The 21,642-nt window shown below is 63.3% G+C and carries 25 protein-coding genes and 1 pseudogene; 8 read left to right on the top strand and 18 right to left on the bottom strand.

Features of this window, described 5'->3' with window-relative positions:
• Positions 1–152 precede the first annotated feature (152 nt).
• Positions 153–896: a DUF899 family protein gene (locus EOC94_RS28380; protein ID WP_127294776.1), complete on the bottom strand. Its 744-nt coding sequence runs from the start codon at positions 894–896 to the stop codon at positions 153–155.
• Between the two features lie 140 nt (positions 897–1,036).
• Entirely contained in the window at positions 1,037–1,474 is a 438-nt protein-coding gene (locus EOC94_RS28375) for a lysozyme inhibitor LprI family protein (protein ID WP_127294774.1), read from the bottom strand.
• A 199-nt stretch (positions 1,475–1,673) separates the two neighbouring features.
• Between EOC94_RS28375 and EOC94_RS28370 the strand changes: the two genes are divergently transcribed.
• The gene (locus EOC94_RS28370) at positions 1,674–2,018 is read left to right on the top strand and encodes a hypothetical protein (RefSeq protein WP_126105330.1); all 345 of its coding nucleotides are present in this window, start codon (positions 1,674–1,676) and stop codon (positions 2,016–2,018) included.
• Between the two features lie 30 nt (positions 2,019–2,048).
• Here EOC94_RS28370 and EOC94_RS28365 read toward each other — a convergent pair whose 3' ends face one another.
• Together EOC94_RS28365 and EOC94_RS28360 are read right to left on the bottom strand one after the other, a co-directional pair.
• On the bottom strand, positions 2,049–2,537 hold the full coding sequence (locus EOC94_RS28365) for a GNAT family N-acetyltransferase (RefSeq protein ID WP_127294772.1): 489 nt from the start codon (positions 2,535–2,537) through the stop codon (positions 2,049–2,051).
• Between the two features lie 5 nt (positions 2,538–2,542).
• Positions 2,543–3,400, bottom strand: a complete 858-nt coding sequence (locus EOC94_RS28360; protein WP_127294770.1) for a lytic transglycosylase domain-containing protein — start codon at positions 3,398–3,400, stop codon at positions 2,543–2,545.
• A 181-nt stretch (positions 3,401–3,581) separates the two neighbouring features.
• On the opposite strand from EOC94_RS28360, the gene EOC94_RS28355 reads away from it, so the two are divergent.
• Entirely contained in the window at positions 3,582–4,151 is a 570-nt protein-coding gene (locus EOC94_RS28355) for a methylated-DNA--[protein]-cysteine S-methyltransferase (RefSeq protein WP_127294768.1), read from the top strand.
• A 4-nt stretch (positions 4,152–4,155) separates the two neighbouring features.
• Here EOC94_RS28355 and EOC94_RS28350 read toward each other — a convergent pair whose 3' ends face one another.
• Positions 4,156–4,482, bottom strand: coding sequence for a hypothetical protein (locus EOC94_RS28350; protein ID WP_127294753.1), 327 nt, complete (start codon positions 4,480–4,482; stop codon positions 4,156–4,158).
• A 332-nt stretch (positions 4,483–4,814) separates the two neighbouring features.
• Between EOC94_RS28350 and EOC94_RS28345 the strand changes: the two genes are divergently transcribed.
• Complete coding sequence (locus EOC94_RS28345) at positions 4,815–5,027, top strand: cold-shock protein (protein WP_023678332.1); 213 nt, start codon at positions 4,815–4,817, stop codon at positions 5,025–5,027.
• Between the two features lie 281 nt (positions 5,028–5,308).
• Complete coding sequence (locus EOC94_RS28340; protein WP_127294751.1) at positions 5,309–5,509, top strand: hypothetical protein; 201 nt, start codon at positions 5,309–5,311, stop codon at positions 5,507–5,509.
• A 133-nt stretch (positions 5,510–5,642) separates the two neighbouring features.
• Here the strand turns inward: EOC94_RS28340 and EOC94_RS28335 are convergent, their stop codons facing one another.
• The 3 genes from EOC94_RS28335 to EOC94_RS28325 form a co-directional block, all read right to left on the bottom strand.
• A complete protein-coding gene (locus EOC94_RS28335) occupies positions 5,643–6,254 on the bottom strand; it encodes a glutathione S-transferase family protein (protein WP_127294749.1) in 612 nt (203 codons plus the stop codon).
• A 103-nt stretch (positions 6,255–6,357) separates the two neighbouring features.
• Entirely contained in the window at positions 6,358–7,212 is an 855-nt protein-coding gene (locus EOC94_RS28330) for an EAL domain-containing protein (RefSeq protein WP_127294747.1), read from the bottom strand.
• Positions 7,209–8,102 carry an EAL domain-containing protein gene (locus tag EOC94_RS28325; protein ID WP_127294745.1) on the bottom strand — a complete coding sequence of 298 codons (894 nt, stop codon included), beginning with the start codon at positions 8,100–8,102 and terminating at the stop codon, positions 7,209–7,211. The genes EOC94_RS28330 and EOC94_RS28325 overlap by 4 nt, the downstream gene beginning before the upstream one ends.
• Before the next feature lie 206 nt (positions 8,103–8,308).
• Between EOC94_RS28325 and EOC94_RS28320 the strand changes: the two genes are divergently transcribed.
• Positions 8,309–9,511: a pyridoxal phosphate-dependent aminotransferase gene (locus tag EOC94_RS28320; protein WP_127294743.1), complete on the top strand. Its 1,203-nt coding sequence runs from the start codon at positions 8,309–8,311 to the stop codon at positions 9,509–9,511.
• Between the two features lie 64 nt (positions 9,512–9,575).
• Here the strand turns inward: EOC94_RS28320 and EOC94_RS34830 are convergent, their stop codons facing one another.
• The 4 genes and pseudogenes from EOC94_RS34830 to EOC94_RS28310 all read right to left on the bottom strand — a co-directional run bounded on the left by EOC94_RS34830 (position 9,576) and on the right by EOC94_RS28310 (position 11,569).
• Positions 9,576–9,920, bottom strand: coding sequence for a hypothetical protein (locus EOC94_RS34830; protein WP_245465671.1), 345 nt, complete (start codon positions 9,918–9,920; stop codon positions 9,576–9,578).
• Positions 9,917–10,189: an MFS transporter gene (locus EOC94_RS34825; protein ID WP_245465670.1), complete on the bottom strand. Its 273-nt coding sequence runs from the start codon at positions 10,187–10,189 to the stop codon at positions 9,917–9,919. Before EOC94_RS34825 ends, EOC94_RS34830 begins: the two co-directional genes overlap by 4 nt.
• A gap of 385 nt (positions 10,190–10,574) precedes the next feature.
• Positions 10,575–11,093 (bottom strand): annotated as a pseudogene (locus EOC94_RS35270) (MFS transporter); the annotation flags it as partial.
• 80 nt (positions 11,094–11,173) lie between these two features.
• Positions 11,174–11,569: a cupin domain-containing protein gene (locus EOC94_RS28310; RefSeq protein WP_127294741.1), complete on the bottom strand. Its 396-nt coding sequence runs from the start codon at positions 11,567–11,569 to the stop codon at positions 11,174–11,176.
• A gap of 347 nt (positions 11,570–11,916) precedes the next feature.
• On the opposite strand from EOC94_RS28310, the gene EOC94_RS28305 reads away from it, so the two are divergent.
• Positions 11,917–13,968, top strand: a complete 2,052-nt coding sequence (locus EOC94_RS28305; protein WP_126105319.1) for an elongation factor G — start codon at positions 11,917–11,919, stop codon at positions 13,966–13,968.
• An 844-nt stretch (positions 13,969–14,812) separates the two neighbouring features.
• The gene (locus EOC94_RS28300; protein ID WP_095488900.1) at positions 14,813–15,313 is read left to right on the top strand and encodes an isoprenylcysteine carboxylmethyltransferase family protein; all 501 of its coding nucleotides are present in this window, start codon (positions 14,813–14,815) and stop codon (positions 15,311–15,313) included.
• 46 nt (positions 15,314–15,359) lie between these two features.
• Here EOC94_RS28300 and EOC94_RS28295 read toward each other — a convergent pair whose 3' ends face one another.
• Both EOC94_RS28295 and trxB read right to left on the bottom strand, forming a co-directional pair.
• Positions 15,360–16,256: a LysR family transcriptional regulator gene (locus tag EOC94_RS28295; protein WP_126105318.1), complete on the bottom strand. Its 897-nt coding sequence runs from the start codon at positions 16,254–16,256 to the stop codon at positions 15,360–15,362.
• Between the two features lie 72 nt (positions 16,257–16,328).
• A complete protein-coding gene (trxB, locus tag EOC94_RS28290; RefSeq protein ID WP_095488898.1) occupies positions 16,329–17,303 on the bottom strand; it encodes a thioredoxin-disulfide reductase in 975 nt (324 codons plus the stop codon).
• Between the two features lie 259 nt (positions 17,304–17,562).
• Here trxB and EOC94_RS28285 point away from each other — a divergent pair, with 259 nt between their 5' ends.
• Positions 17,563–18,048, top strand: a complete 486-nt coding sequence (locus EOC94_RS28285) for an Lrp/AsnC family transcriptional regulator (protein ID WP_126105317.1) — start codon at positions 17,563–17,565, stop codon at positions 18,046–18,048.
• Here EOC94_RS28285 and EOC94_RS28280 read toward each other — a convergent pair.
• The 4 genes from EOC94_RS28280 to EOC94_RS28265 all read right to left on the bottom strand — a co-directional run bounded on the left by EOC94_RS28280 (position 18,045) and on the right by EOC94_RS28265 (position 21,557).
• Positions 18,045–18,710, bottom strand: coding sequence for an HAD family hydrolase (locus EOC94_RS28280; RefSeq protein ID WP_095488896.1), 666 nt, complete (start codon positions 18,708–18,710; stop codon positions 18,045–18,047). The genes EOC94_RS28285 and EOC94_RS28280 overlap by 4 nt on opposite strands.
• The gene (locus tag EOC94_RS28275; protein WP_127294739.1) at positions 18,703–19,275 is read right to left on the bottom strand and encodes an SIS domain-containing protein; all 573 of its coding nucleotides are present in this window, start codon (positions 19,273–19,275) and stop codon (positions 18,703–18,705) included. The genes EOC94_RS28280 and EOC94_RS28275 overlap by 8 nt, the downstream gene beginning before the upstream one ends.
• Before the next feature lie 7 nt (positions 19,276–19,282).
• Positions 19,283–20,773 (bottom strand): D-glycero-beta-D-manno-heptose-7-phosphate kinase, encoded by a 1,491-nt coding sequence (gene rfaE1, locus EOC94_RS28270; protein ID WP_127294737.1) that lies wholly within the window; start codon positions 20,771–20,773, stop codon positions 19,283–19,285.
• 151 nt (positions 20,774–20,924) lie between these two features.
• Positions 20,925–21,557, bottom strand: a complete 633-nt coding sequence (locus EOC94_RS28265; protein ID WP_095488894.1) for a LysE family translocator — start codon at positions 21,555–21,557, stop codon at positions 20,925–20,927.
• Positions 21,558–21,642: the final 85 nt, after the last annotated feature.

Below are 21,642 nucleotides of genomic sequence, written 5' to 3'. Positions count from 1 at the left end.
CAATCCGGCAGGATGGCTGCCTAAACCGACAAAGGCCTCGCAAGGGCCGCGGAAAACCGCTCTGCCGGCCTTCAAAAAGGCCCCCACTGACCACCGAACTCCACTTCGCTCCCCGTGCAAAGCCCTCACAAGGGGAGAAGGCAGAGCCCGCCTCAGTGGCAGCACGCACCGTCATACTGCAGCTGCTCGTCCCAGTCCGGTCGGCCCTCCGGCGTGAAATCCATCAGGTTCCACAAGGGCTCGCAAGTGCCGATAGCGCGCGGGTCCTGGCCGGGTTCGGACGGCGCGAAGCCAAGCTCGGAACTGCAGAAATGGCGGATGCCGTCGGCATCGCGATGGAACACCGACAGCATCGGCAACTGCGCGCCGTCGTCGGCCTCGGCGTGGTAGTCGCGCTTGAAGCTGTTGCCGGCCGAGGAGACCAGCCGCACGTTCGTCCAGCCGCGGTCGCGGCCAAGCGTGATCAGGTTTTCGAGCGCGGTCTTGCCCACCACGGCGAAATTGAAGCCGGCGGCCTCCAGATGGCCAATGGCGCCATCGAACTGGTCGAGCAGCGCCGTGCACGACGGACATGGCTGGTCGGCCCGCGCGAGCTTGGCCGTGCCGCCGCTTGTCGCCACATCGCGCGTCTCCTGCGGATGGCGCGGAAACATCATCGAGTAGACGATCAGCGTGTCCTTGCCAGGCGAGAACAGCTCCGACAGTCTTATCCGAGCCGGCCTGCCATCGTCGCCAAGCCCGTCGAACACATAGTCCTCAGGCACCAGCCCGCCCTTGGGCAGCGCGCGGCGGGCGACGGCCACATCCTCCATGGCGCGGCGCAGCTCGATCTCCTTCTGCAAAAGGGTTTCGCGGGCGGCGCGGTATTCCTGGGATTCGTTGGGAAAGGTGATCATCGTCATCTCCATCTGTGGGGATTTTGACGACGCGCGCCAAGGTTCCGGCAACGCGCCTTGCCTCTCAAAGACGCGGGAACGGAGGCGGTTCCGACATTTGCGCCGGTCGCGATGCGATAAAATCTGGGCTGCCGCTTCAGCTACTGCGGCGGCACCGGGCAGCTCGTGTCGCCCTCCTGGCAGCTGAGATAGCCCTGGAAGTCCTTCAGCCGGTCGTTGGTGAGGCTCTCCTTGCAACCGGCGACCACCATCGGATACATGCTGCCGGCCATATCGGGCGGGCCGCCCTGGAAAGCGCATTCGGAATCGCGGAAGGCGACCCAGGCGCGCTGCGCGCCTACCAGCAGCTTCTTCGTCGCCGCATCGTCCTTCAGCCGCTCCTCGATCTGCCTGTAGGCGTGGTTGAGCTTCTTGTCGGCTTCGGTGAACGACTTGCCGGCGCATTCGTTCATGGTCGCCTGGTCCTGCGCGTTGGCGCAATCGTCGGCACGCGCCGCGTTGGCAAGCAGTGGAACGGCGAGGATCAAGGTGGCGAGACCGGTTTTGGCCAGACCCGTTTTGGAATGCAAAAGCCGCATCGTGTTTCTCCGATTTCGAAAGCTCCCGCTGTAACAAAGCTTAACCGTGAGACGAATACAGGCAAGACGCAGTCTGTCGCCTTGGTGGACAGTTCCTTTCAGGCCGGCTCCGACGGCTGCGAAGCAATAGTGTTGCGGGGACGGGATGCATCTCACTGCATTCTTCGTTCAGGACTATAAGTCCATATCGGAAAAAACCATGCGCGAAGCCGACAATGACGAAATCGACCTGTGCTGCCCGCAGATCGTCGCAGACAATGCCGCCATGGGCCTCAGGCTGCGCGGCATATTTGGCCGCGGCGGGACCGAGATCGGCGTGGCGCGGGCCACCCAGCTCAAGAATCGACAAAAGCTTTCGCCCTCCACCGTTCGGCGCATGGTCAGCTATTTCGCTCGCCATAAGGTCGACAAAAACGGCCGCAATTCCGGCAATGAGGAGGATCCGTCGGCCGGCTATATTGCCTGGCTTTTATGGGGTGGCGACGAAGGCCGCGCCTGGGCGCTCGGCGTCAAGCAGAAGATCGGCAACGCGCCCGACATCTGAACGGCAAACAAAGCAGGTTCGTCTCGGGCTCTAGCCTTCCCAGTCGACTTCGAACATCCCCAGCCGCTCGTAGAGCCTGACGGCGGCGGCATTCTCAACCGTGTTGGTTTTGAGATCGACATGCGCAGCGTCCCGTGCGTGAAAGGCGGCGAAGACGTGCCACATCAGCGCTTCGGCGATGCCTCGGCCGCGCGCCTCGGGGTGGACGGCAAGGTCTTTCACGAACGCCCTCGTCCAGCATAGTGCCGCGCCCGCCAGCCGACCCTTGCTGTCGATGACCAGGAAACACAAAGCGGGGTCGAATTCCGCGTCGCTTGAAATGCGCGGCCACCATTCGTCGAACGGCCCATCGGCGCCATCGTCGAACACGGTGGTCAGCAGCGCATGCAAAGCGAGCGCGTCGGCGGCCTCGAAGCCGCGCATGACGAAGCCTTCCGGCCAGCGCGGTGGAGCAAGCGTGTCGTCGAGGATCTTGCGCAGCCTTATGTCGTTTGGCGCCGGCGGGCGCGGCTCAGGCATGGTGGTCAGGCATCGGGCTGCAGGCGACGCCGAGCGCGGTCGCGGCCAAGGCCGGTTTCTTCCAGCATGCCCTTGCGCTTGGCGTCGTAATAATAGCCGCTCTGGTAGAGCCGGTCGGCGCGGTTGGCGTTGCCGCCGGCCACCAGCCAGGCGCCGCGCAGGTATTTCACCGCATATTTCAGATTGGTCTCGGCGTCGAACAGCCCGCTCGCCGGCCCGACATAGCCCATGCCGCGCGCCGTCGCATGCTTGATCTGCATCAGCCCCCAATGGCCGCGATTGTAGGCTTTGGGATTGAAGGTGCTCTCGCGCTTGACGACGCGGCGCACCAGATCGACCGGCACCTCATAAAGGGCGGCGTATTTCTCGATCAGTCGCTCGATCTCGCCGCGCGGTCCCGTCGCGTAGTCCTTGGCAGGGCTGGTCGAAAGCTGGGCGGACGGATCTTCAGGCACGACATAGGCGGCCTGCTGCACGCCGGGCATCGTCTTGCTTGTTTCGCCAGTGACCGGCATGGCCACAGCGGCCGTCGCATGGACAGGTGCTGCGCTGGCGGGCGCGGCATCGGCCGCCATGGCTGCAGGTGCAGTTGCGGCCAGCGGGGTCGGGCCTGCAAAGGCAACCGGCTGGGCAGGCGTCGCGGCGGGGTCCAGCGCCGCCGTCTGGACAGGCGCGACGCCGGATGATTCCGGCAGCACCGAAACCGTGTCGGGCAGCACCAGCGTAAAGCCGGCGTCAGCGCCCGCGGCGGCAGTTTCAGTCAGGGAAGGCACCGGCTTCGTCTGCGAGGTCGAGGTGCAGCCGCTGAGGCCGGCCGCAGCGAGCATCACGCCGATCGCGGGAAAGATGATTTTTGCTGGCAAGCCGCGCTCGGGTCCGGTTCTTCTGTTAAGAAAATCCTTACACCAGCGCCTTTCCCCCGGCAATCCGCAGCCTGTTGTGGACTTCGGATGGTTTTCGGGTGGCAACAGCAACCTGAAAATGCGATATCTCGTTCTCGATATGTACTGGATTCCCATCCGTTTCTTCGGAAAGGAACACATCATGGAAAGCACCTCTCAAGCCACCGCCGGCCACGCGGTCTTCGAAACCGTGATGGGCTTCATGAGCATCGCCTGGAGCGAAGCCGGACTGACAAGGCTCTGCCTGCCCCAGCGCAACCGCGACGCGGTGGAACGCCGGCTCTTGCACCATGCCGGCAGCGCCGCTTCAAGTGCCCAACCGCAATGGGTTGCCGAGCTGATCGCATCGATAAAGGCCTATGCAGCCGGCGAAGACGTCGATTTCTCCGGTGTGCCGGTCGATCTCACCGGCGTCGACGATTTCCGCCTCGCCATCTACGACGCGGCGCGCAAGCTCGCCTTCGGCGAGACCACCACCTATGGCGAACTGGCCAAGCGCGCCGGCCATGCCGGTCTGGCGCGCGAGACGGGCGCCGCACTCGGCGCCAACCCGGTGCCGCTGGTCATCCCTTGCCACCGCATTCTTGCCGCCGGCGGCAAGATCGGCGGTTTTTCCGCGCCGGGCGGCTCGACCACCAAGGAAAAGATGCTGGCGATGGAAGGCGTGCGCGTCGGCCCGCCGCCGCCCGCACAGGTCTCGTTCGGCTTCTAGGGTGTTAGTTCGGAAAGATGCGCCGGCGGAAACGCCGATCAGTGTCCACCCGCTTGCATTTGTAGACGATACAGGACTTCGTGTCGGCGCTCGGCACCGACGCTCGTGCCCTGACCTCACCCATGTTGCAGAAACGCTGGCTCCGCACATAGCGGTCGTATAGTGGCAGCCCCGGCGTGCGCGTCGACTGGTAACGCAGGATGACGGCACCTTCCCGCGCAATCGTCGCCTGCACCCCGTCGCAGCTCATGCGGCTTGGGTCATAGCGCGAGATCGCCTGCGCCTCGGCGGCCACCAGCATCAGGCAGGCGGCAAGCAGAACAGTTTTCATGGTCCTCTCCCAAAACAGGACCGGACGCTCGAAGGCGGCACGATCCTTCCCCGCAGCGTGCGCGATAAGCGATACGATCCTCCGCAAGGCGCGACGTTGCAAGGCTTTCACGCGATTGGGGCGGCCGTTGGGCAGCGCCGCGTCAGCGCCTTTTTTCGCGCAGTCTTGTTTTTTGCGGAGAAGCGGACTATATGAGGTCCATTGATATTTCGGCCGATCGATCCGGGCCTCGCGATATTCGCGTTTGCTGACGTCTATCTCCAAAATCTCGATACAAACCGGCTGGACTTCGGTTCGGTCAAGCTAAAGCAAACGTAATAAGGACTATCGAAATGGCAACAGGTACGGTCAAGTGGTTTAACTCCACCAAGGGTTTCGGCTTCATCCAGCCTGACAGCGGCGGCGCGGACGTTTTCGTGCACATCTCCGCAGTCGAGCGCGCTGGGCTGTCAACCCTGGTCGAAGGCCAGAAGATCAACTTCGAGATCGAGCAGGACCGCCGCACTGGCAAGTCGTCCGCTGGGTCTCTGAGCAAGGCAGCCTGATTTTGCGAATGGCGCGCGCCGGGCGACAGCTCGGGGCGCGCGGCAAGTCACGGATGTACTGACGGTCGCGCGAGAAGCGCACCGGAGCGGAAAGACCCCGACAAGCCGAAGCAGCAGATTGCTGCCGGCCCGGACCGAACGCTCCCGATCAGGCTACCAAGCATGGGAAGGCGGGATTTTGTCCCGCCTTTTTGCTGTGTGCTTTCCAGTGAACCGCTGCCTCGGCCCTATAACAGTACCCACTCGTGGTACTTTTAACCCACTTATGGTACCATTAATCCATGAGCAAGCTTGAACAGATTGAGAAATCCGTCGCCGAACTGAGCCCTGAAGAGCTGAAGGCGTTTGCCGCTTGGTTCGAGGCGCTGAAAGCGGACATGTGGGATCGGCAGATCGAAGCCGACGCCAAGGCTGGCAGGCTGGATAAACTTGCCGAGCAGGCCTTGGCTGACCATCGCGCCGGCCAGACCCGCTCCCTCTGAATCACACCCACTGCGCCTCACCCAATCCGAATACGCGTCGCGGCCGAAGGCCGCAAAGCCGACCGGGCGTCGCGCCTCGTGGCGCGCCCCGTCCGGAACGAGCCGCGAAGCGGCGACGAGCGTGAGGACAGAATTAAGGCAGCCATTCCATCGGTACGTGCCCCGGATCGGCCTCGACCCGTTTTAGCCAGGCCGCCACCGCCGGATAGGCGTCGAGCTGAAAACCGCCCATCTCGGCCGTATGCGTATAGGCGTAGAGCGCGATGTCGGCGACGCTCAATGTATCACCAGCAAAGAACGCACTGCCCGCCAGATGCTTGTTCATCACGCCGAGCGCCTTGTTGCCGCGCTCCAGCGTCACCGCCAGCCGCTCCGGAGTCGCGTCCTTGGCCCGTTCGGGAAAGGTCAGCAGCGCCTTGCGCACTGCGATATAGGGCTCGTGGCTGTACTGCTCGAAGAACAGCCACTGATAGGCCAGTGCGCGCTCGTATTTGTCGGCGGGCAGGAACCGCGTGTCTTCGGCGAGATAGAGCAGGATGGCGTTGGATTCGGCAAGCCGCCTGCCGTCGTCGAGCTCGAGCAGCGGCACCATGGCGTTCGGGTTCTTGGCGACGTAGTCGGGCTTGCGCGTGTCGCCGGTATGCGAGCTCACCTCGACATTGGTGAAAGGGATGCCGAGCTTGGCCATCAGAAGGCGCGGTTTGTAGCAATTGCCGCTGTCGATCATTCCATAAAGTATGGTCATCTTTGCTCCCATCGCTCGTGCAACGACAGCCCAGGCTCTATCCCGGTGTCAACGACTTGATCCAGTGATTTGTTTTGGCGCAACCATCAGCGCCGCTGATAGATCACCCAAACAACGGCACGACGTTGTTGTCCATGCCAAGCAGCCGGTCGATGGGCAGCGGCTCCTCGTCGAAGACCGTGCCGGCCAACACCGGCCGCGCCAGATGGTAACCCTGCAAAAGGTCGACGCCGCCGTCCAGCGCGACGCGCAAACGAGTGGCATTCTCGATTCCTTCGACCAGCACCTTGGTGCCGCGGTCGTGCAGCGCGGAGACCAGCGGCCGGAAAAATCGTTCGGCGGCGGCATGGCGACAGAATTCCGCAAACCAGGTGCCGTCGATCTTGACGATGTCAGGCCGGACAAGGGCGACCCGTTCTTCCGTCGAATGCCCGGTGCCGAAATCGTCGATGGCGATGCGAATGCCGTCACGCCGCATCTCGCGCACCAGGCTGACGAGCACCTTGTCGTCGGCTGCCTGCTCGGTGATCTCGCAGACCAGCATGCCGGGGTGCAGGTCGAACTCGGTGAGATGCCTGGTCATCAGCCTGATCTCAGCCAGCGCTCTCCCGGGGTCATCATTGATCAGCGGATTGTAGTTGAAGAACAGGTCGAGCCCGTCGACACCGATGTTGCGGAAGTTCCGGAGATGCAGCACCCGGCACATCGTCTCGACGAACAGGCGATCCGGCAGGGGCACGCCCTCGAAAAACACGGGTGGTGCGACCGACCTGCCGGCGCGGTGCGGCTCAATCAGGCCTTCGACCGCTACGGCCGTCAAAAACCTGCCGCGTGGCGCAAAAATCGGCTGGTAGGCGCTCCTCAGCCGGAACGCGCTATAGACGCCATATTCGATCCCGACCTCGTCGGCGAAGATCGCCTCGCCGACATTGCGCCGCCTGTCGTGCCGTCCGGTCATGGCGCCACCTTGCGGCCGAAAGCCCGTTTCGGCCGCAGCGAGGACGATACAGTCGCAGGCGCATCGCCGGCATTGGACACTGCCGCGGGCATCTGCCTGTCCTTGCCGAAAACGTGAAAGCTGGTCGGCGCAAGCTCCGGGCGCGCCAGCGCGAATCCCTGCACCATCGAGGCTCCCGATTTCTCGGCCAATTCAAGCTGCCAGCCCTCCTCGATGCCCTCGAACACCGTGCGGATGCCTTGCTCTTCGAAACTTGCCACCATGGCGGTCAGCAGCGCGAAGCCGGCGCCGGACTCCATCAGTTGCATGATCCAGCGTGCGTCGAACTTGACGATATCAGGCCTGAGCTCCTTGATGCGGTTGATGTCGGACTCATCGGCACCATAGTCGTCGACGGCGATGCGAAACCCGTTGGCCCTGAGTGCCTCGACGAAATTGTAGAGGGTTTCCTGCGACGCCGATTTCTGCTCGGTCACCTCGCAGACGACGCGGTTCGCATCGATATCAGCCTCATGCAGCACCAGCCGCATGTCGCGCAGCGCCTTGTCGGCGATGCTGCGATCGGTGAACACCGACGGGTCGAAATTGATGAAGATGGACGCCTCTGGTGGCAGGCTGGCACCGGCGTTCAGAAGGTGCAGCGTCCTTGTCAGCGCCTCGATATGCAGGCGGTCGACCGTCGGACAGGTGTTGAAAAAACTCATCGGCGACTGCGGCTCGCCATCGCGGAACGGCCGGATCAGCCCCTCGAATGCGGTGACCGACAATTTTCCGTTGCTGAAGGCGAAGATCGGCTGGAAAGCGCTCTGCAGCGTATGGGTGCCCCAGACACCGCTGGCGGTGCCGTCGTCATGACGGACGATATGGGCAAGCCCGATGCTGCGCGACACGGTTCCTCGCTTTGCGAGACTGGCGGAATGGGTCGTGATCCAGCCACTCGGGGTTTTACCGCCGGTAAGTGAATTTATTGTTGCCGGATTTGCCGGGGATTTGAGATCTGGCTCATCCGACAGTGCTTGCGCTTGGCGGAATGATGCGACATGAGATGCGCCGCGGTTGGATGGACCGCCTGCACCCCAAAGGAGACAATATCGTCATGGCCTTTCTTGCCGACGTCCTTTCCCGCGTTAAGCCTTCCGCGACCATCGCAGTGACGCAGAAAGCGCGCGAGCTGAAAAACGCCGGCCGTGACGTGATCGGGCTGGGTGCCGGCGAGCCGGACTTCGACACGCCGGACAACATCAAGAACGCAGCGATCGACGCCATCCGCCGCGGCGAAACGAAATATCCGCCGGTTTCCGGTATCGTGCCGCTGCGCGAGGCGATCGCGAAAAAATTCAAGCGCGAGAACAATCTCGACTACCGGCCGGAGCAGACCATTGTCGGCACCGGCGGCAAGCAGATCCTGTTCAACGCCTTCATGGCGACGCTGAATCCCGGCGACGAGGTCATCATCCCGAGGCCGTATTGGGTCAGCTATCCCGAGATGGTGGCGATCTGCGGCGGCACCTCGGCTTTTGCCGACACCTCCATCGACAACGGCTTCAAGCTGACGGCGGCGGCGCTGGAAAAGGCGATCACACCGCGCACCAAATGGCTGTTGATGAACTCCCCATCGAATCCGTCCGGCGCCGCCTATACCGAGGCTGAATTGCGCGATTTGGCCGACGTGCTGTTGAAGCATCCGCATGTCTGGGTGCTGACCGACGACATGTACGAGCACCTGATCTATGGCGACTTCGTCTTCAAGACCATCGCCGAGGTCGAGCCGAAGCTTTATGAGCGCACGCTGACCATGAACGGCGTGTCGAAGGCCTATGCCATGACCGGCTGGCGCATCGGCTATGCGGCCGGGCCGGTGGCGCTGATCAAGGCGATGGACATGATCCAGGGCCAGCAGACGTCCGGCGCCTGCACCATCGCGCAGTGGGCGTCGGTCGAGGCGCTGAACGGTCCGCAGGATTTCATTGCGAAAAACAAGGCGATCTTCCAGGCTCGGCGCGATCTCGTCGTGTCGATGCTCAACCAGGCGCGCGGCATCACATGCCCATCGCCCGAAGGCGCCTTCTATGTCTATCCGTCCTGCGCCAAGCTGATCGGCAAGAAGACCAAAGCCGGCAAGGTGATCGACAGCGACGAAGCCTTCTGCTCGGAGCTGCTCGAGGCCGAGGGCGTGGCGGTCGTGTTCGGCTCGGCTTTTGGCCTCGGCCCGAACTTCCGCATCTCCTACGCCACATCGGAGGCGTTGCTCGAAGAGGCCTGTACGCGCATCCAGCGCTTCACCGCCTCGCTGACCTGATCAGGCGCATCCGAACACCAAAACCCGGCCGCGAGCTGGGTTTTGGTGGCGGTTGGCACCAGCCTCATCCCTGCTGATTGGGTTCGCGCGCCGAACGCGCCTCGGCCGGCGCCAGAACGGCGACCAGAAGCCCGGTCGTGACGAACGAAACGATGGCCGCCGTCAGCATCGCCGCACGGAAGCCGCCGGCATAGGCGGCTGCGAACAGAGCGCGCAGGCCGTCCTCGCCCATCGCCGCATCGGCTGCGAAATCGTGCCTTGAAACGGCGGCGCGGGCCACCGCTCCAGCATTGGCGACCCCAGCATTTTCAAGATGCGCCGTCAGCAGGGTTGTTGCCCGCATGCTCATCAGGGCGCCGAGCAGCGCAATGCCGATGGCGGTACCGCCCTGGCGGGTTGCGTTGATCACCCCGACACCATGCCCGACCGCTCGCGCGGCGCAAACGACATCGCGGCGGCGCTGCCGGTCGGGATCGACAGCGCGTTGCCGAGGCCGCCGACGGCAAACAGCAGGCCGATCGTCACATAGGGGCTTGAGGCTTCAACCCAGCACATGCCCAGCATGGAAAACCCGCTCGAAAGATAGCCGGCGGCCATCAGCGCCGAATGTCCGTAGCGCTGACTGAGCCCGCCGATCGCCGGCGACACGACCATCTGGACAAGGAACAGCGGCGCCATGCGCAAGCCGGTCTGTGTCGGCGACCAGCCCTGGGCCTGCTGCAGGAAACATCGAATAAAGGAAGACGCCGGTGTAGGAGGTGAGGCCGAGCGCGAACGATGCGACATTGGCGACGGCAAAGCGAATGTCGCGAAACAGGCCAAGCGGCAGCATCGGCCGCGGCGTGCGCGCCTCGAAGGCAAGGAAGACTGCCAAGCCGGCCAGGCCGGCAACAACGGCCGTGACCGTCCGCGGATCGCCCCAACCGTTTTCACCTGCCGATATCAGGCCAAAGGTCAGCGCGCCCAGCCACAGAATGCTGAGCGCCAGGCCGACAAGGTCGAGATGAGCATGCTCGGGGTGGGAAGTCTCTACGATCGAAGCTGCACCCAGCACGATCGTGGCCAAGCCGAGCGGCAGGTTGATCAGGAAAATGCTCTGCCATCCGGCGGCTTCGACCAGGATGCCGCCGACGACGGGGCCGGCGAGCAGCGAGATGGCGGCAAACGACGCCCAGCCGCCAATGACGCCGGCGCGCTCGCGAGCGTCCGGAAACGCCTGCGTCAGGATCGACAGCGCGCCCGGAATGATCAGCGATCCGGCGATCCCCTGCACCACCCGGCCTGCCAGAAGCACCGGCAGGTTGGGCGCGATTGCACAGATGGCAGAACCAGCCACGAAGATGCCGATGCCTGCCAGCCAAGAGCGCTTGCGCCCGTAACGGTCACCGATCAGGCCTGCCGACAGCATGAAGGCAGACAGGCAAAGCGTGTAGGCGTCGATCACCCATTGCAGCCCGGCGAAGTCGATGCCGAGCGCAATCTGGATCGTCGGCAGGGCGACATTGACGATGCTGATGTCGAGCAGCGCGACGAATGTGCCGAGATAGACGGCGGCAACAAGAGGCAAGCGACGATTCGACATGACGACTCCAAACCTGAGTGTTGAAATCACCTATAATGATCAGACGCGACGCGCTTTAGGACCGATCAAAAGCGCCCGGCTCAGCCGCCATACTGCTCGTCCGTCACCTTCTCCAGCCAGTCGGCATGGACGCCGTCGAGCGCCTCCTGCATGGCGATATGCTCCATCGCCGATTTCGGGGCAGCGCCGTGCCAATGCTTTTCATCAGGCGCAAACGAGATAACGTCGCCGGCCCGGATCTCCTGTATCGGCCCGCCCCAGCTTTGCGCGAGGCCGGCGCCTGATACGACGTAGAGCGTCTGCCCAAGCGGATGCGTGTGCCAGTGGGTACGCGCGCCGGGCTCGAAACTGACCATGATGGCGCGCAGACGCGCCGGGGCTTCCTTCTCGATGATCGGCGTCTGCAACACACGGCCGGTGAAGTACTTTTCCGGCGCAATGACGGTCGGCACGCTGCCGCAGGCAATGATCTTCATCGTCGCGAATCCTCAAGCTGATGGCGGACCGGTCGGCGACGGCCGTTCCTTTTTTGTCGCAAGAAACGGGCACTTTCGTCCGATAACCATCATGGCGCAACCGCTTTTGCGGCTGTTCGGTGACGGCTCGGTCGCGGGATTTGATGGGGAACCTAGGCTCGCACCCGTCGGCCCCACCGATCACGGCTCAGCATCCGCAACGTCAGGCAGCCCTCAAATCCCTTGCCCTCCCGGCTAACCCGTGGGACGATGCTTTTGGGCAGGTGGCGAACTGAAAAAGAGCCCCGCCCGCGACGGTCGACAGGCCGGCCGCCGCTCCCAGGGAAACGCCTGAGTGGAGGTCAGTCATGGGAACTCGCGCCGGAGGACGACGCACGGGACCGAAATGCATTGCCATAGTCGGTCCCTTTGCAAGCGGTAAGACGACACTTCTCGAAGCCATATTGGCCCGCACGGGCGCCATTCCCCGCCAGAATCCCGTTTCCTCGGGAAACACCGTTTCCGACCATTCGCCCGAGGCACGCGCCCACGCCATGAGCGTCGAGGCAACCTTTGCCACCACCGAATTCATGGGCGAGCAACTCACTTTCGTCGATTGTCCCGGCTCCATCGAATTCTCCTTCGAGGCAGAGCCGGTGCTTGCCGCCTGCGACATCGCGGTGGTCGTCGCCGAGGCCGACGAGAAGAAGATTCCTGCTCTGCAACTGATCATGCGCAAGCTCGACGATCTCGGCGTGCCGCGCATCATGTTCCTCAACAAGGTCGACAAGGCGATATCAGGCGTGCGCGACACGCTGAAGATGCTGCAGCCGGCAAGCTCGGTGCCGTTGCTGCTTCGCCAGGTTCCGCTGCGCAAGAACGGCGTCGTCATCGGCTCGATCGATCTCGCTCTGGAGCGCGCCTACATCTATCGCGAATATGCCGAAAGCGAGGTGGCCGAGATTCCGGGCGACGACAAGGCGCGCGAGTTGGAGGCTCGCTTTTCCATGCTGGAGACGCTCGCCGATCATGATGACCAGTTGATGGAGCAGCTCCTCGAAGAGATTGAGCCGCCGAAGGACGCGATCTTCGACGATCTCGCCGCCGACCTGCGTGACGGCGCGGTCACCCCCGTGCTGATCGGCACTGCGGAGAAGGGCAACGGCGTGCTGCGCCTGTTGAAGACGATCCGCCACGATGCGCCCGACATCGAGGCGACCCGCAAGCGCCTTGGCGCACCGGACGGAAATGCGACCGTGGTCCAGGTGATGAAAACCATTCACACCGCGCATGGCGGCAAGCTGTCGGTCTCGCGCATCCTTTCCGGCCAGCTTGCCGACGCCTCCGAGCTCTTCCTTTCGAATGGCGCCACGGCAAAAGTCTCCGGCATCTACAGAATGCTCGGCAAGGATCAGTCCAAGCTCACCTCGGCCAAGGCCGGCGACACGGTCGCGCTCGGCAAGCTGGACGACGTCACGACCGGCCAGACGCTGAGCTCGGCCAAAGGCGGCATCAAGCCGCTGGTAACGCTGGCGCCGCCGCAACCGGTCTTTGCCTTCGCGTTGCGCCCGAAGGAACGCAAGGACGAGGTGAAGATGTCGGCGGCCATCCAGCGCCTTGCCGAGGAAGACCCCTCACTCAGCCTGCGCCACAATCAGGATTCGGCCGAAACCGTGCTGTCGGGCCATGGCGAGATGCATCTGCGCGTCGTGCGCGAGCGGCTGGAAGGCAAGAACCAGATCCCGATCGAAGGCCATCCGCCGGCCGTGCCTTATCGCGAGACGATCCGCAAAACGGCGCAGCAGCGTGGCCGCCACAAGAAGCAGTCGGGCGGCCATGGCCAGTTCGGCGACGTCGTGATCGAGATCAAGCCGCTGCCGCGCGGCTCCGGCTTCCAGTTCACCGACACCATCACCGGCGGCGCCGTGCCGAAAACCTATATCCAGTCGGTCGAGACCGGCGTGCGTGATTATCTGAAATCCGGCCCGCTCGGCTTTCCGGTGGTCGATGTCGCCGTCAATCTGTCCGACGGCTCCTATCACGCCGTCGATTCATCAGACATGGCCTTCCAGATGGCGGCGAAGCTGGCAATGAAGGAAGGCATGGCGGCCTGCTCGCCAGTGCTGCTCGAACCGGTCATGAAGGTCGAGATCGTCACGCCGTCCGACGCGACGTCGAGGATTATCGCCCTGATCCCGCAACGGCGCGGCCAGATTCTCGGCTACGATGCGCGGCCTGGCTGGCCGGGATGGGATGTGGTCGAGGCGACCATGCCGCAGGCCGAGATCGGCGACCTGATCATCGAGTTGCGTTCGGCCACCGCAGGCGTGGCCAGCTATCGTGCCGCCTTCGACCATATGGCCGAACTCACCGGTCGCTTGGCCGACGAGGCGTTGAACGCCAATGGCAAGGCCGCCTGACACTGGATTTGGCGCCAGTATCGCAGGCTGCTGAACACAAGGAAACGGCGTCCGGAATGATCCGGACGCCGCTCTCTTGCGGACCGTCTTCGTGGGAGGCGAAACGGCAGGTCCGCCGCACATGCCGCCAGCGCCTGACGGCCTCAGCGGAAGAATGGTTCGGACGCGGTAGCCGCCTGAGCCCGGATCGTCCGAGTGATGCCCCCATCTCCCGCACGAACCACACCGCGTCCTATGATCTGCTTAGTCGATGCTGGGCGCCTGTGACAGGTTACCTGAGGTTACATGTCACTGTTACGTGACAATTTCGGTCGGCTTTCCCTCAGCGCCAGCAGGTTTCGGGCAACAAAAAAGCCGGATCAATGAAGATCCGGCTGAGTTTGATTGGAAGTGCCTGTTAGGGCTAACCTCCAGAGGGGAACACTCGAGGGCGCTAATGGGAGGAGAACGCGCCCAGGAGATGATCTATATATGTGCTCATCATGCCCAAGAAACAAGCATCTATTTTGCAACACACGCATGCAAAATGACACAGGCTGTGGTCTAATCCATTCCTTGCCCTCGTAGGACCAGCAAAATCGTCGAAATGCGATGCACAGCCAGGAAAAAATCGACGCGATATAGCGAATCAGAGCCGATTTTCGCTCCAAATGCAGAAGACAACGAATGACGTCGAATCAGGCAGCATGCGTTTATTTTTGCAGCAGCCGCGTATCGGCCCGAAATTGGAATCGATTTTTCGCTGCGCTGACCTTCGGTTCGAAACGCACGACGCGTAGACTCCAAGCGCTAGAGTGTACTTTGTGCGTCCAAGTGGAAGCACTCCACTCTAGAAGGAAGCTCAATGAGGACACGTCAGGCGATCGCCGGCAGCGCGTTATTCTTCATTGCAGCGCCCGGCGTGGTCGCGGGATTGCTGCCCTGGCTGTTGACCGATCGCTATCGTCTGCCATGGTCTACCCTGCCCGGCTTGGTGCCGGTCGGCTGGGTCCTGATTGTCGTCGCAGCGGCCTTGCTGCTTCATGCCTTCGCCCGTTTTGCCTTCGAAGGCCTGGGCACGCCCGCCCCGGTCGCGCCGACCGAGCAACTGGTTATCGGCGGCATCTACCGCCATGTCCGCAACCCGATGTATCTGGCGGTGCTGTCGATCATCCTTGGCCAGGCACTGCTGTTTTCGAGTTGGACTCTCATCGCCTATGCCGCTATCGCCGCCATCGCCATGGTCTCGTTCGTGAAGCTCTACGAGGAACCGACGCTTGCCCGCCGCTATGGCGCCGACTACGAGGCCTACCGCCATGCCGTTCCAGGCTGGCTGCCCCGCCTGACGCCATGGCGCGGCCAGTAAGAGATGATCGTCCGCGGTGCAAGGCAGGAAGCGACGTGCAGAAGGGTTAGAACGACCAGCTGCGCGCCTTGGCGATAATGAAATCGCGGAAGACGTGGAGTTTCGCCTGGTTCTTCATCGCATCGGGATAGGCGAAATAGGTGTCGAAGGACGGCACTTCGGTCTCCGGCAGCAACTGCACCAACCCTGAGTCCTTGCTGACCACATAGTCGGGCAGCATGGCGATGCCGGCGCCGCCCTGTACCGCGCGCTTGATCGACAATATGTCGTTGATCTGCAGCGTCGGCACCCTTTGCCCGCCTTCGAAATCGCCAACCGTTTCCAGCCAGTTCAATTCCGACAAATGCGCCGGCACCGGCACGCCGAAGGTGACGATGCGATGGGCCTTCAACTCGGCGATCGACGCCGGCTTGCCATACTTGTTGACGTAGGAGGGCGCCGCGTAGAGATGGAAATGCACGGTGAACAGGCGGCGCTGGATGAGATCAGGCTGCTGCGGCTGGCGCAGCCGGATCGCGCAGTCCGCCCGGCGCATGGTGAGGTCGAGCTCCTCGTTTGCCAGGATCAACTGCAGGCTGATCTCGGGATAGAGCTCGATGAATTCCTGCACGCGCTCGGTCAGCCAGCCGGCGCCAAGCCCCACCGTGGTCGTCACCCTGAGCACCCCGGAGGGCCGGTCCTTGGCCTCGGTCAGCCGCGACTTGATCGTCTCCAGCTTCATCAGCACGTCATGCGCCGTGCGGAACAGCATCTCACCTTGCTCGGTCAGCACCAGGCCGCGGGCATGGCGATTGAACAGCGGCACGCCGACGTCATGTTCGAGCGCGCTGACCTGCCGTGAAATCGCCGATTGCGACAGATGCAGTGTCTCGGCGGCATGGGTGAACGACCCAGCTTCCGCGGCAGCGTGAAACACGCGTAGCTTGTCCCAGTCCAACGCCATGATGCCCCTCGTTCTGTTTTTGGCGTCTGAATGAAAAATCAGGCTTTTACGCGGCTTTTCTCGGCCGCTTCCCTACTCCGCTGCTTCGCGGTGAACTTCGATCCCGGCAAGGTACTTCTCCGCCTCAAGCGCGGCCATGCAGCCGAGCCCCGCCGCCGTCACCGCCTGGCGGTAGATGTCGTCGGTCACGTCGCCGGCGGCGAACACGCCCGGCATGTCGGTGCAGGTCGAATCCGGCGCCGTCCACAGATAGCCGTTCGGCTTCTGCTTCAGCTTGCCGGCGAACAGCTCGACCGCCGGCGCATGGCCGATCGCCACGAACACGCCGTCGACCGTCAGATGCATCTCCTGGCCGGTCACCACATTGCGCAGCTTCAGCCCTTCCACCGACGGCGGCAGCGGCATCTTGCCGGACTGGCCGGTGATCTCGTCGACAACGGTGTCCCAGATGATGCGGACATTGTCCTTCTTGAACAGCCGCTCGCTCAGGATGCGCTCGGCCCGGAAGTCGCTGCGCCGGTGGATGACCGTCACGCTCTTTGCCAGGTTGGAAAGGTAGAGCGCCTCCTCCACCGCCGAGTTGCCGCCGCCGATCACCGCGACATCCTTGCCGCGATAGAAGAAGCCGTCGCAGGTGGCGCAGGCCGACACGCCGAAGCCCATGAAGGTCTGTTCGCTCGGGATGCCCAGCCATTTCGCCTGCGCGCCGGTGGCAATGATCAGTGCGTCGGCGGTATAGGTGGTGCCGGAATCGCCCTTGGCGCGGAACGGCCGCACATTGAGGTCGACCTCGGTGATGATGTCGTTGATGACGTCGGTGCCGACATGCTCGGCCTGTTTCAACATTTGTTCCATCAGCCACGGACCCTGGATCGGATCGCCAAAGCCCGGGTAGTTTTCGACATCGGTGGTGATCATCAACTGACCGCCCTGCTGCAGACCGGCGACCAGCATCGGCTTCAGCATGGCACGGGCGGCGTAGATTGCCGCCGTATAGCCGGCGGGACCGGAGCCGATGATGAGAACGGGTGCATGCTTGGTGGTCATAGCAGGGCTTTCACAACAACCGGACGCGAATGAAGCGTCCGGCACAGGGATCGATATCGGCCCTAATCTAGGTGTTGCAGGCGACGCCAGCAAGACGACCTGGCCTTCGTCCCCGGAAAGCTTCGGCACAAACAGACGATCCATGAACATCTTGCGCAGTGACTGTCCGAAAATCACCGGCTGAAGGGATGGAATGGACACCAAAGTCGTTTAATTACAAAATCACGAAAGATTCTTGCGTGAAGCGCCGAAGGTATCCATGCCGCTCAAAGCCGATCTCGACGCCATCGACTGGAAGATCCTGCGCGAGCTTCAGCACGACGGCCGCATGACCAATGTCGAGCTGTCCGGCCGCGTCGGCATTTCGGCGCCGCCATGCCTGCGCCGTGTCAGGCGGCTGGAAGAGACCGGGATCATCCGCGGCTACCGCGCCTTGCTCAATGCGCCGGCGCTCGGCCTGGACGTCGTCGCCTTCTGCCTCATCGGCCTGCATCACCAGGCCGACGCCGAGCTCAAAACCTTCGCCGAACGCACCCGCGGTTGGCCGATCGTGCGCAACGCCTGGATGGTGTCGGGCGAATCCGACTTCCTGCTGCATTGCGTGGCGAGCGACCTCGGCGCCTTCCAGACATTCGTCATCGAGGAGCTGGCCTCGGCGCCGAATGTCGACACGGTGCGGACGGCCCTGACCATCCGCCGCGTCAAGGACGAGGGCTTGGTGGCTTTCAGCGAAGTGAGAACTTAATCCCGGCCGAGTTCGGCGATGGCGTCGCAGAGTTTGCTGTGATCGTTACCGGTCGTCAGTTTGCGCGTCGTGAACGTACTATCGCCAGCGACTCGATTGAATTTGCCGCGCACCAACCAGCCCTCGCAAAGCCCGGCTCGCCGTCCGGCTTCCATGTCATCGGCCTTGTCGCCGACGATGATTGATCGGCTGATATCCACGCCCAGCAGATCGCGGGCACGCAGAAGCATGCCCGGATTTGGCTTGCGCATCGGATGGTCACCTGCTGCCAGTTCACCCGTCCCGCTCGAATGGTAGGCGCAGGCGAGCACCAGATCGATCCGGCAACCCTGTGCTTCGAGAAGCGCCAGCAGCCGAGCATTGACTGCGGCGAAATCCGGCCAGCCGAAATAACCGCGAGCTATGCCCGACTGGTTGGAGACCACGATCGCAGGAAGGCCAACGAGGTTGGCCGTTCTGATCACCGGCAGCATCTCCGGCCGCAGCACGATGTCAGCTGGATCGCTGGGATAGCCGGTATCGACATTGACGGTGCCGTCACGATCGAGGAACAGCGCCGGCGTGCCGGCTGGAAAGACCGAGGTACCGATCCGCTCGACCCACAGGCCCGGCTCTTCGAGCGGGTATGGATTCGACCTCACGACAGGGCCGATGTCAGCCATCGCAGAGGCGCGCTTCGACCATTTCGCACAGATGATGATAGAGGCATAGATGCCCCTGCTGGATGATCGGCGTCAAGGTCGAGGGCACGTTGAGCAGGATGTCGGAGAGCGGCTTGAGCTTGCCGCCGGTGTCGCCGGTCAGGCTGATCACCGTCATGTCCATCATGCGCGCCTGTTCGGCGGCGGCGAGGATGCTGGCCGAGTTGCCGCTGGTCGAGATGGCGAGCAGCACAGCACCCGCCGCGCCATGCGCCTCGACCTGGCGTGAAAACACCGTGTCGAAGCCGTAATCATTGCCCCAGGCGGTCAGCACCGCCGCATTGGCCGGCAGCGCGATCACGTTGTAGGCCTTGCGCTCCTTCAGGAAGCGGCCGACCAGTTCGCCGGCGATGTGGATTGCGTCGCTCGCCGAGCCGCCATTGCCGCAGATCAGCAGCGCCTTCCCTTGCGAAAGTGCGGCGACGACAGCGGTAACCGCCCGCTCCATCTCGCTGCTGAGGTCGCGCTCGACCATCGCGGTGATCGCGGCCGCCGAGCGGACCAGGTAATCGTTCAGTTCGGACATGAAACCCTCAGTTTGTATTGCCGGCGCGCAACTTGCCGATGGTGCCGGTGGTGCTCTTGCCGGCGACGAGATCGACCAGCACAACGCGGCCGCCCGCCTTCTGCACCACTTCGGCGCCGACCACCTGATCGATCGTATAATCGGCGCCTTTGACCAGTATGTCGGGCTTCAGCGCCTCGATCAGGCCGAGCGGCGTGTCTTCCTCGAAGACGACGACGGCATCGACCGAGGCAAGCGCCGCCAGCACGCAGGCGCGGTCATGCTCGTCGTTGACCGGGCGCCCCGGCCCTTTCAGCCGGCGCACCGAGGCATCGCTGTTGAGGCCGAGAACCAGCCGGTCGCACTGGCTGCGCGCCGCATGCAATAGGCTGACATGGCCGGCGTGAAGGATATCGAAACAGCCATTGGTGAAGCCGACGCTCAGGCCTTCGTCCTTCCACGTCGCCACCAGCCGGGCGGCGGCGGCGGCATCAAGGATTGCATCCCTGTGGGCAATCGGTCCGTGCGAGCGAAACAACGCGCCGGTGAGTTCCTCGACCGTCAGCCGCGCGGTACCGCGCTTTCCCACCACCACGCCACCCGCCGCATTGGCGATGGCGGCGGCCATGATGCGGTCGGCGCCCGCGGCAAGAGCCAACGCAAACGTCGCAATGACAGTGTCGCCGGCGCCGGAAACGTCGAACACTTCCCGCGCCTGCGTGGCGATGTGCCGGGCATCGTCCGCGCCGACGACGCTCATGCCCTTTTCGCTGCGCGTCGCGACGACGAAATCGAAGCCATGTGCAGAGATCAGCTCGCGCGCCGCGGCCACGATCTCGTCATCGGCAAACACCGCGCGTCCGACCGCTTCGCCAAGTTCTTTGCGATTGGGGGTGATCGCCGTCGCCCCGGCATAGCACGCATAGTCACGGCCCTTGGGATCGACCAGCACCGGCTTTCCCGCTTCGCGGCAGATCGAGATCAGCTCGCCGGCGACGCCGTCTAGCAACATGCCCTTGCCGTAGTCGGATAGGATGACGATGTCGGCTTGCGCGAGCGCGGTGCGGAAATGTCGGACCAGCGTCGCCCGCTCCGCGTCGCCCAGCGGCTTGATTTCCTCTTCGTCGAAGCGCAGCACCTGCTGGTTGAGCGCGCTGAACCGGCTTTTCGACGACGTCATGCGGCTCGCGTCCTGCGCCAGGCCGCCGGTGTCGACACCAAGCTCGGCGAGCATTCGCATGAGATTGTTCCCGGCATGATCGTTGCCGATCACTGAGACCGGTATCGCCGCAGCGCCGAGCGAGACGATGTTGGAGACGACATTGCCGGCGCCGCCCATCGCCGACGTTTCGCCACGCCCGCGCAGCACCGGAATAGGCGCTTCAGGTGAAATCCGCTCGATGACGCCGTTGACGAAACGGTCGAGGATGAAGTCGCCGACCACCAGCACGGTGACGCTGCTGAACCGCGAGATGGCACGGTGAAGGGGTTCGGGAGAAGGCAGGTATTGCTCGCTCATGTCATCCGCGACGTGCAATGGGAACCGGTCCCGGTGCTGCGAAAGCACTGGACTGGCAGGGCTGGTCGTTCATGGCGAAGCCGATATACCGCAATTCGGCCCAACGCAACGGCGGGCGCCGAGCGGATCAGAGTCAACGCCGGTTGGCGGATCAGCTTTTCTGCAAAGCCACATGAACGCCCAATCCGACGAGCACCGCACCGCCCGCACGCCGCATGAGGCGCTGCGCGTGGCTCGAGCGCCGCAGCCTGGTGATCAGCGCGCCTGCCAATACCACGCACATGACATCCGCCGAGGAGAACATCAAATTGACGATCGTCCCGAGGACGAGGAATTGAAGCCAGACGGGAAATGTCGCCGACGCGTCGATGAATTGCGGCAGGAACGCCATGAAGAAGATCGCCGTCTTGGGATTGAGCACCTCGACGGTGATGCTCTCGAAAAAGGCGCGGCTGGCCGATTTCGGCACAATGCCCGGGATGACGGCATCGTCTTGCGCCCTGGCGCGGAACAGCGAGACACCCAGCCAGATCAGATAGAGCGCGCCGGCCAGCTTGACCGCCACGTAGAGCGTCGGCACCGCGTGGAAAAGCACGGACAGCCCGGCAGCAGCGGCGATGACATGCGCATAGCCGCCAAGATGAATGCCCAGCGCCGCCGTCAGGCCGGACCAGCGGCCGCGCGCCATGGTTTGCGCAGCAGCGTAAAGCATCGCCGGACCGGGAATGTAGGCAAAGATCGCCGTGGTGGCGAAGAAGGCGATAAGCAGTTCGGTCGACGGCATTGCCTTGCTCCTGTCGCGCTTCGCCGGTGAGTCGCCGACTGAAGCGATTGCTTTGCGGCGGCACTGTGACGCTCACCCAGCCGCC

The sequence above is a fragment of the Mesorhizobium sp. M6A.T.Ce.TU.016.01.1.1 genome, from assembly GCF_003997065.1.
In the GTDB taxonomy this organism is placed as follows: domain Bacteria; phylum Pseudomonadota; class Alphaproteobacteria; order Rhizobiales; family Rhizobiaceae; genus Mesorhizobium; species Mesorhizobium mediterraneum.
This window is presented reverse-complemented; position numbering and strand designations above follow the sequence as displayed.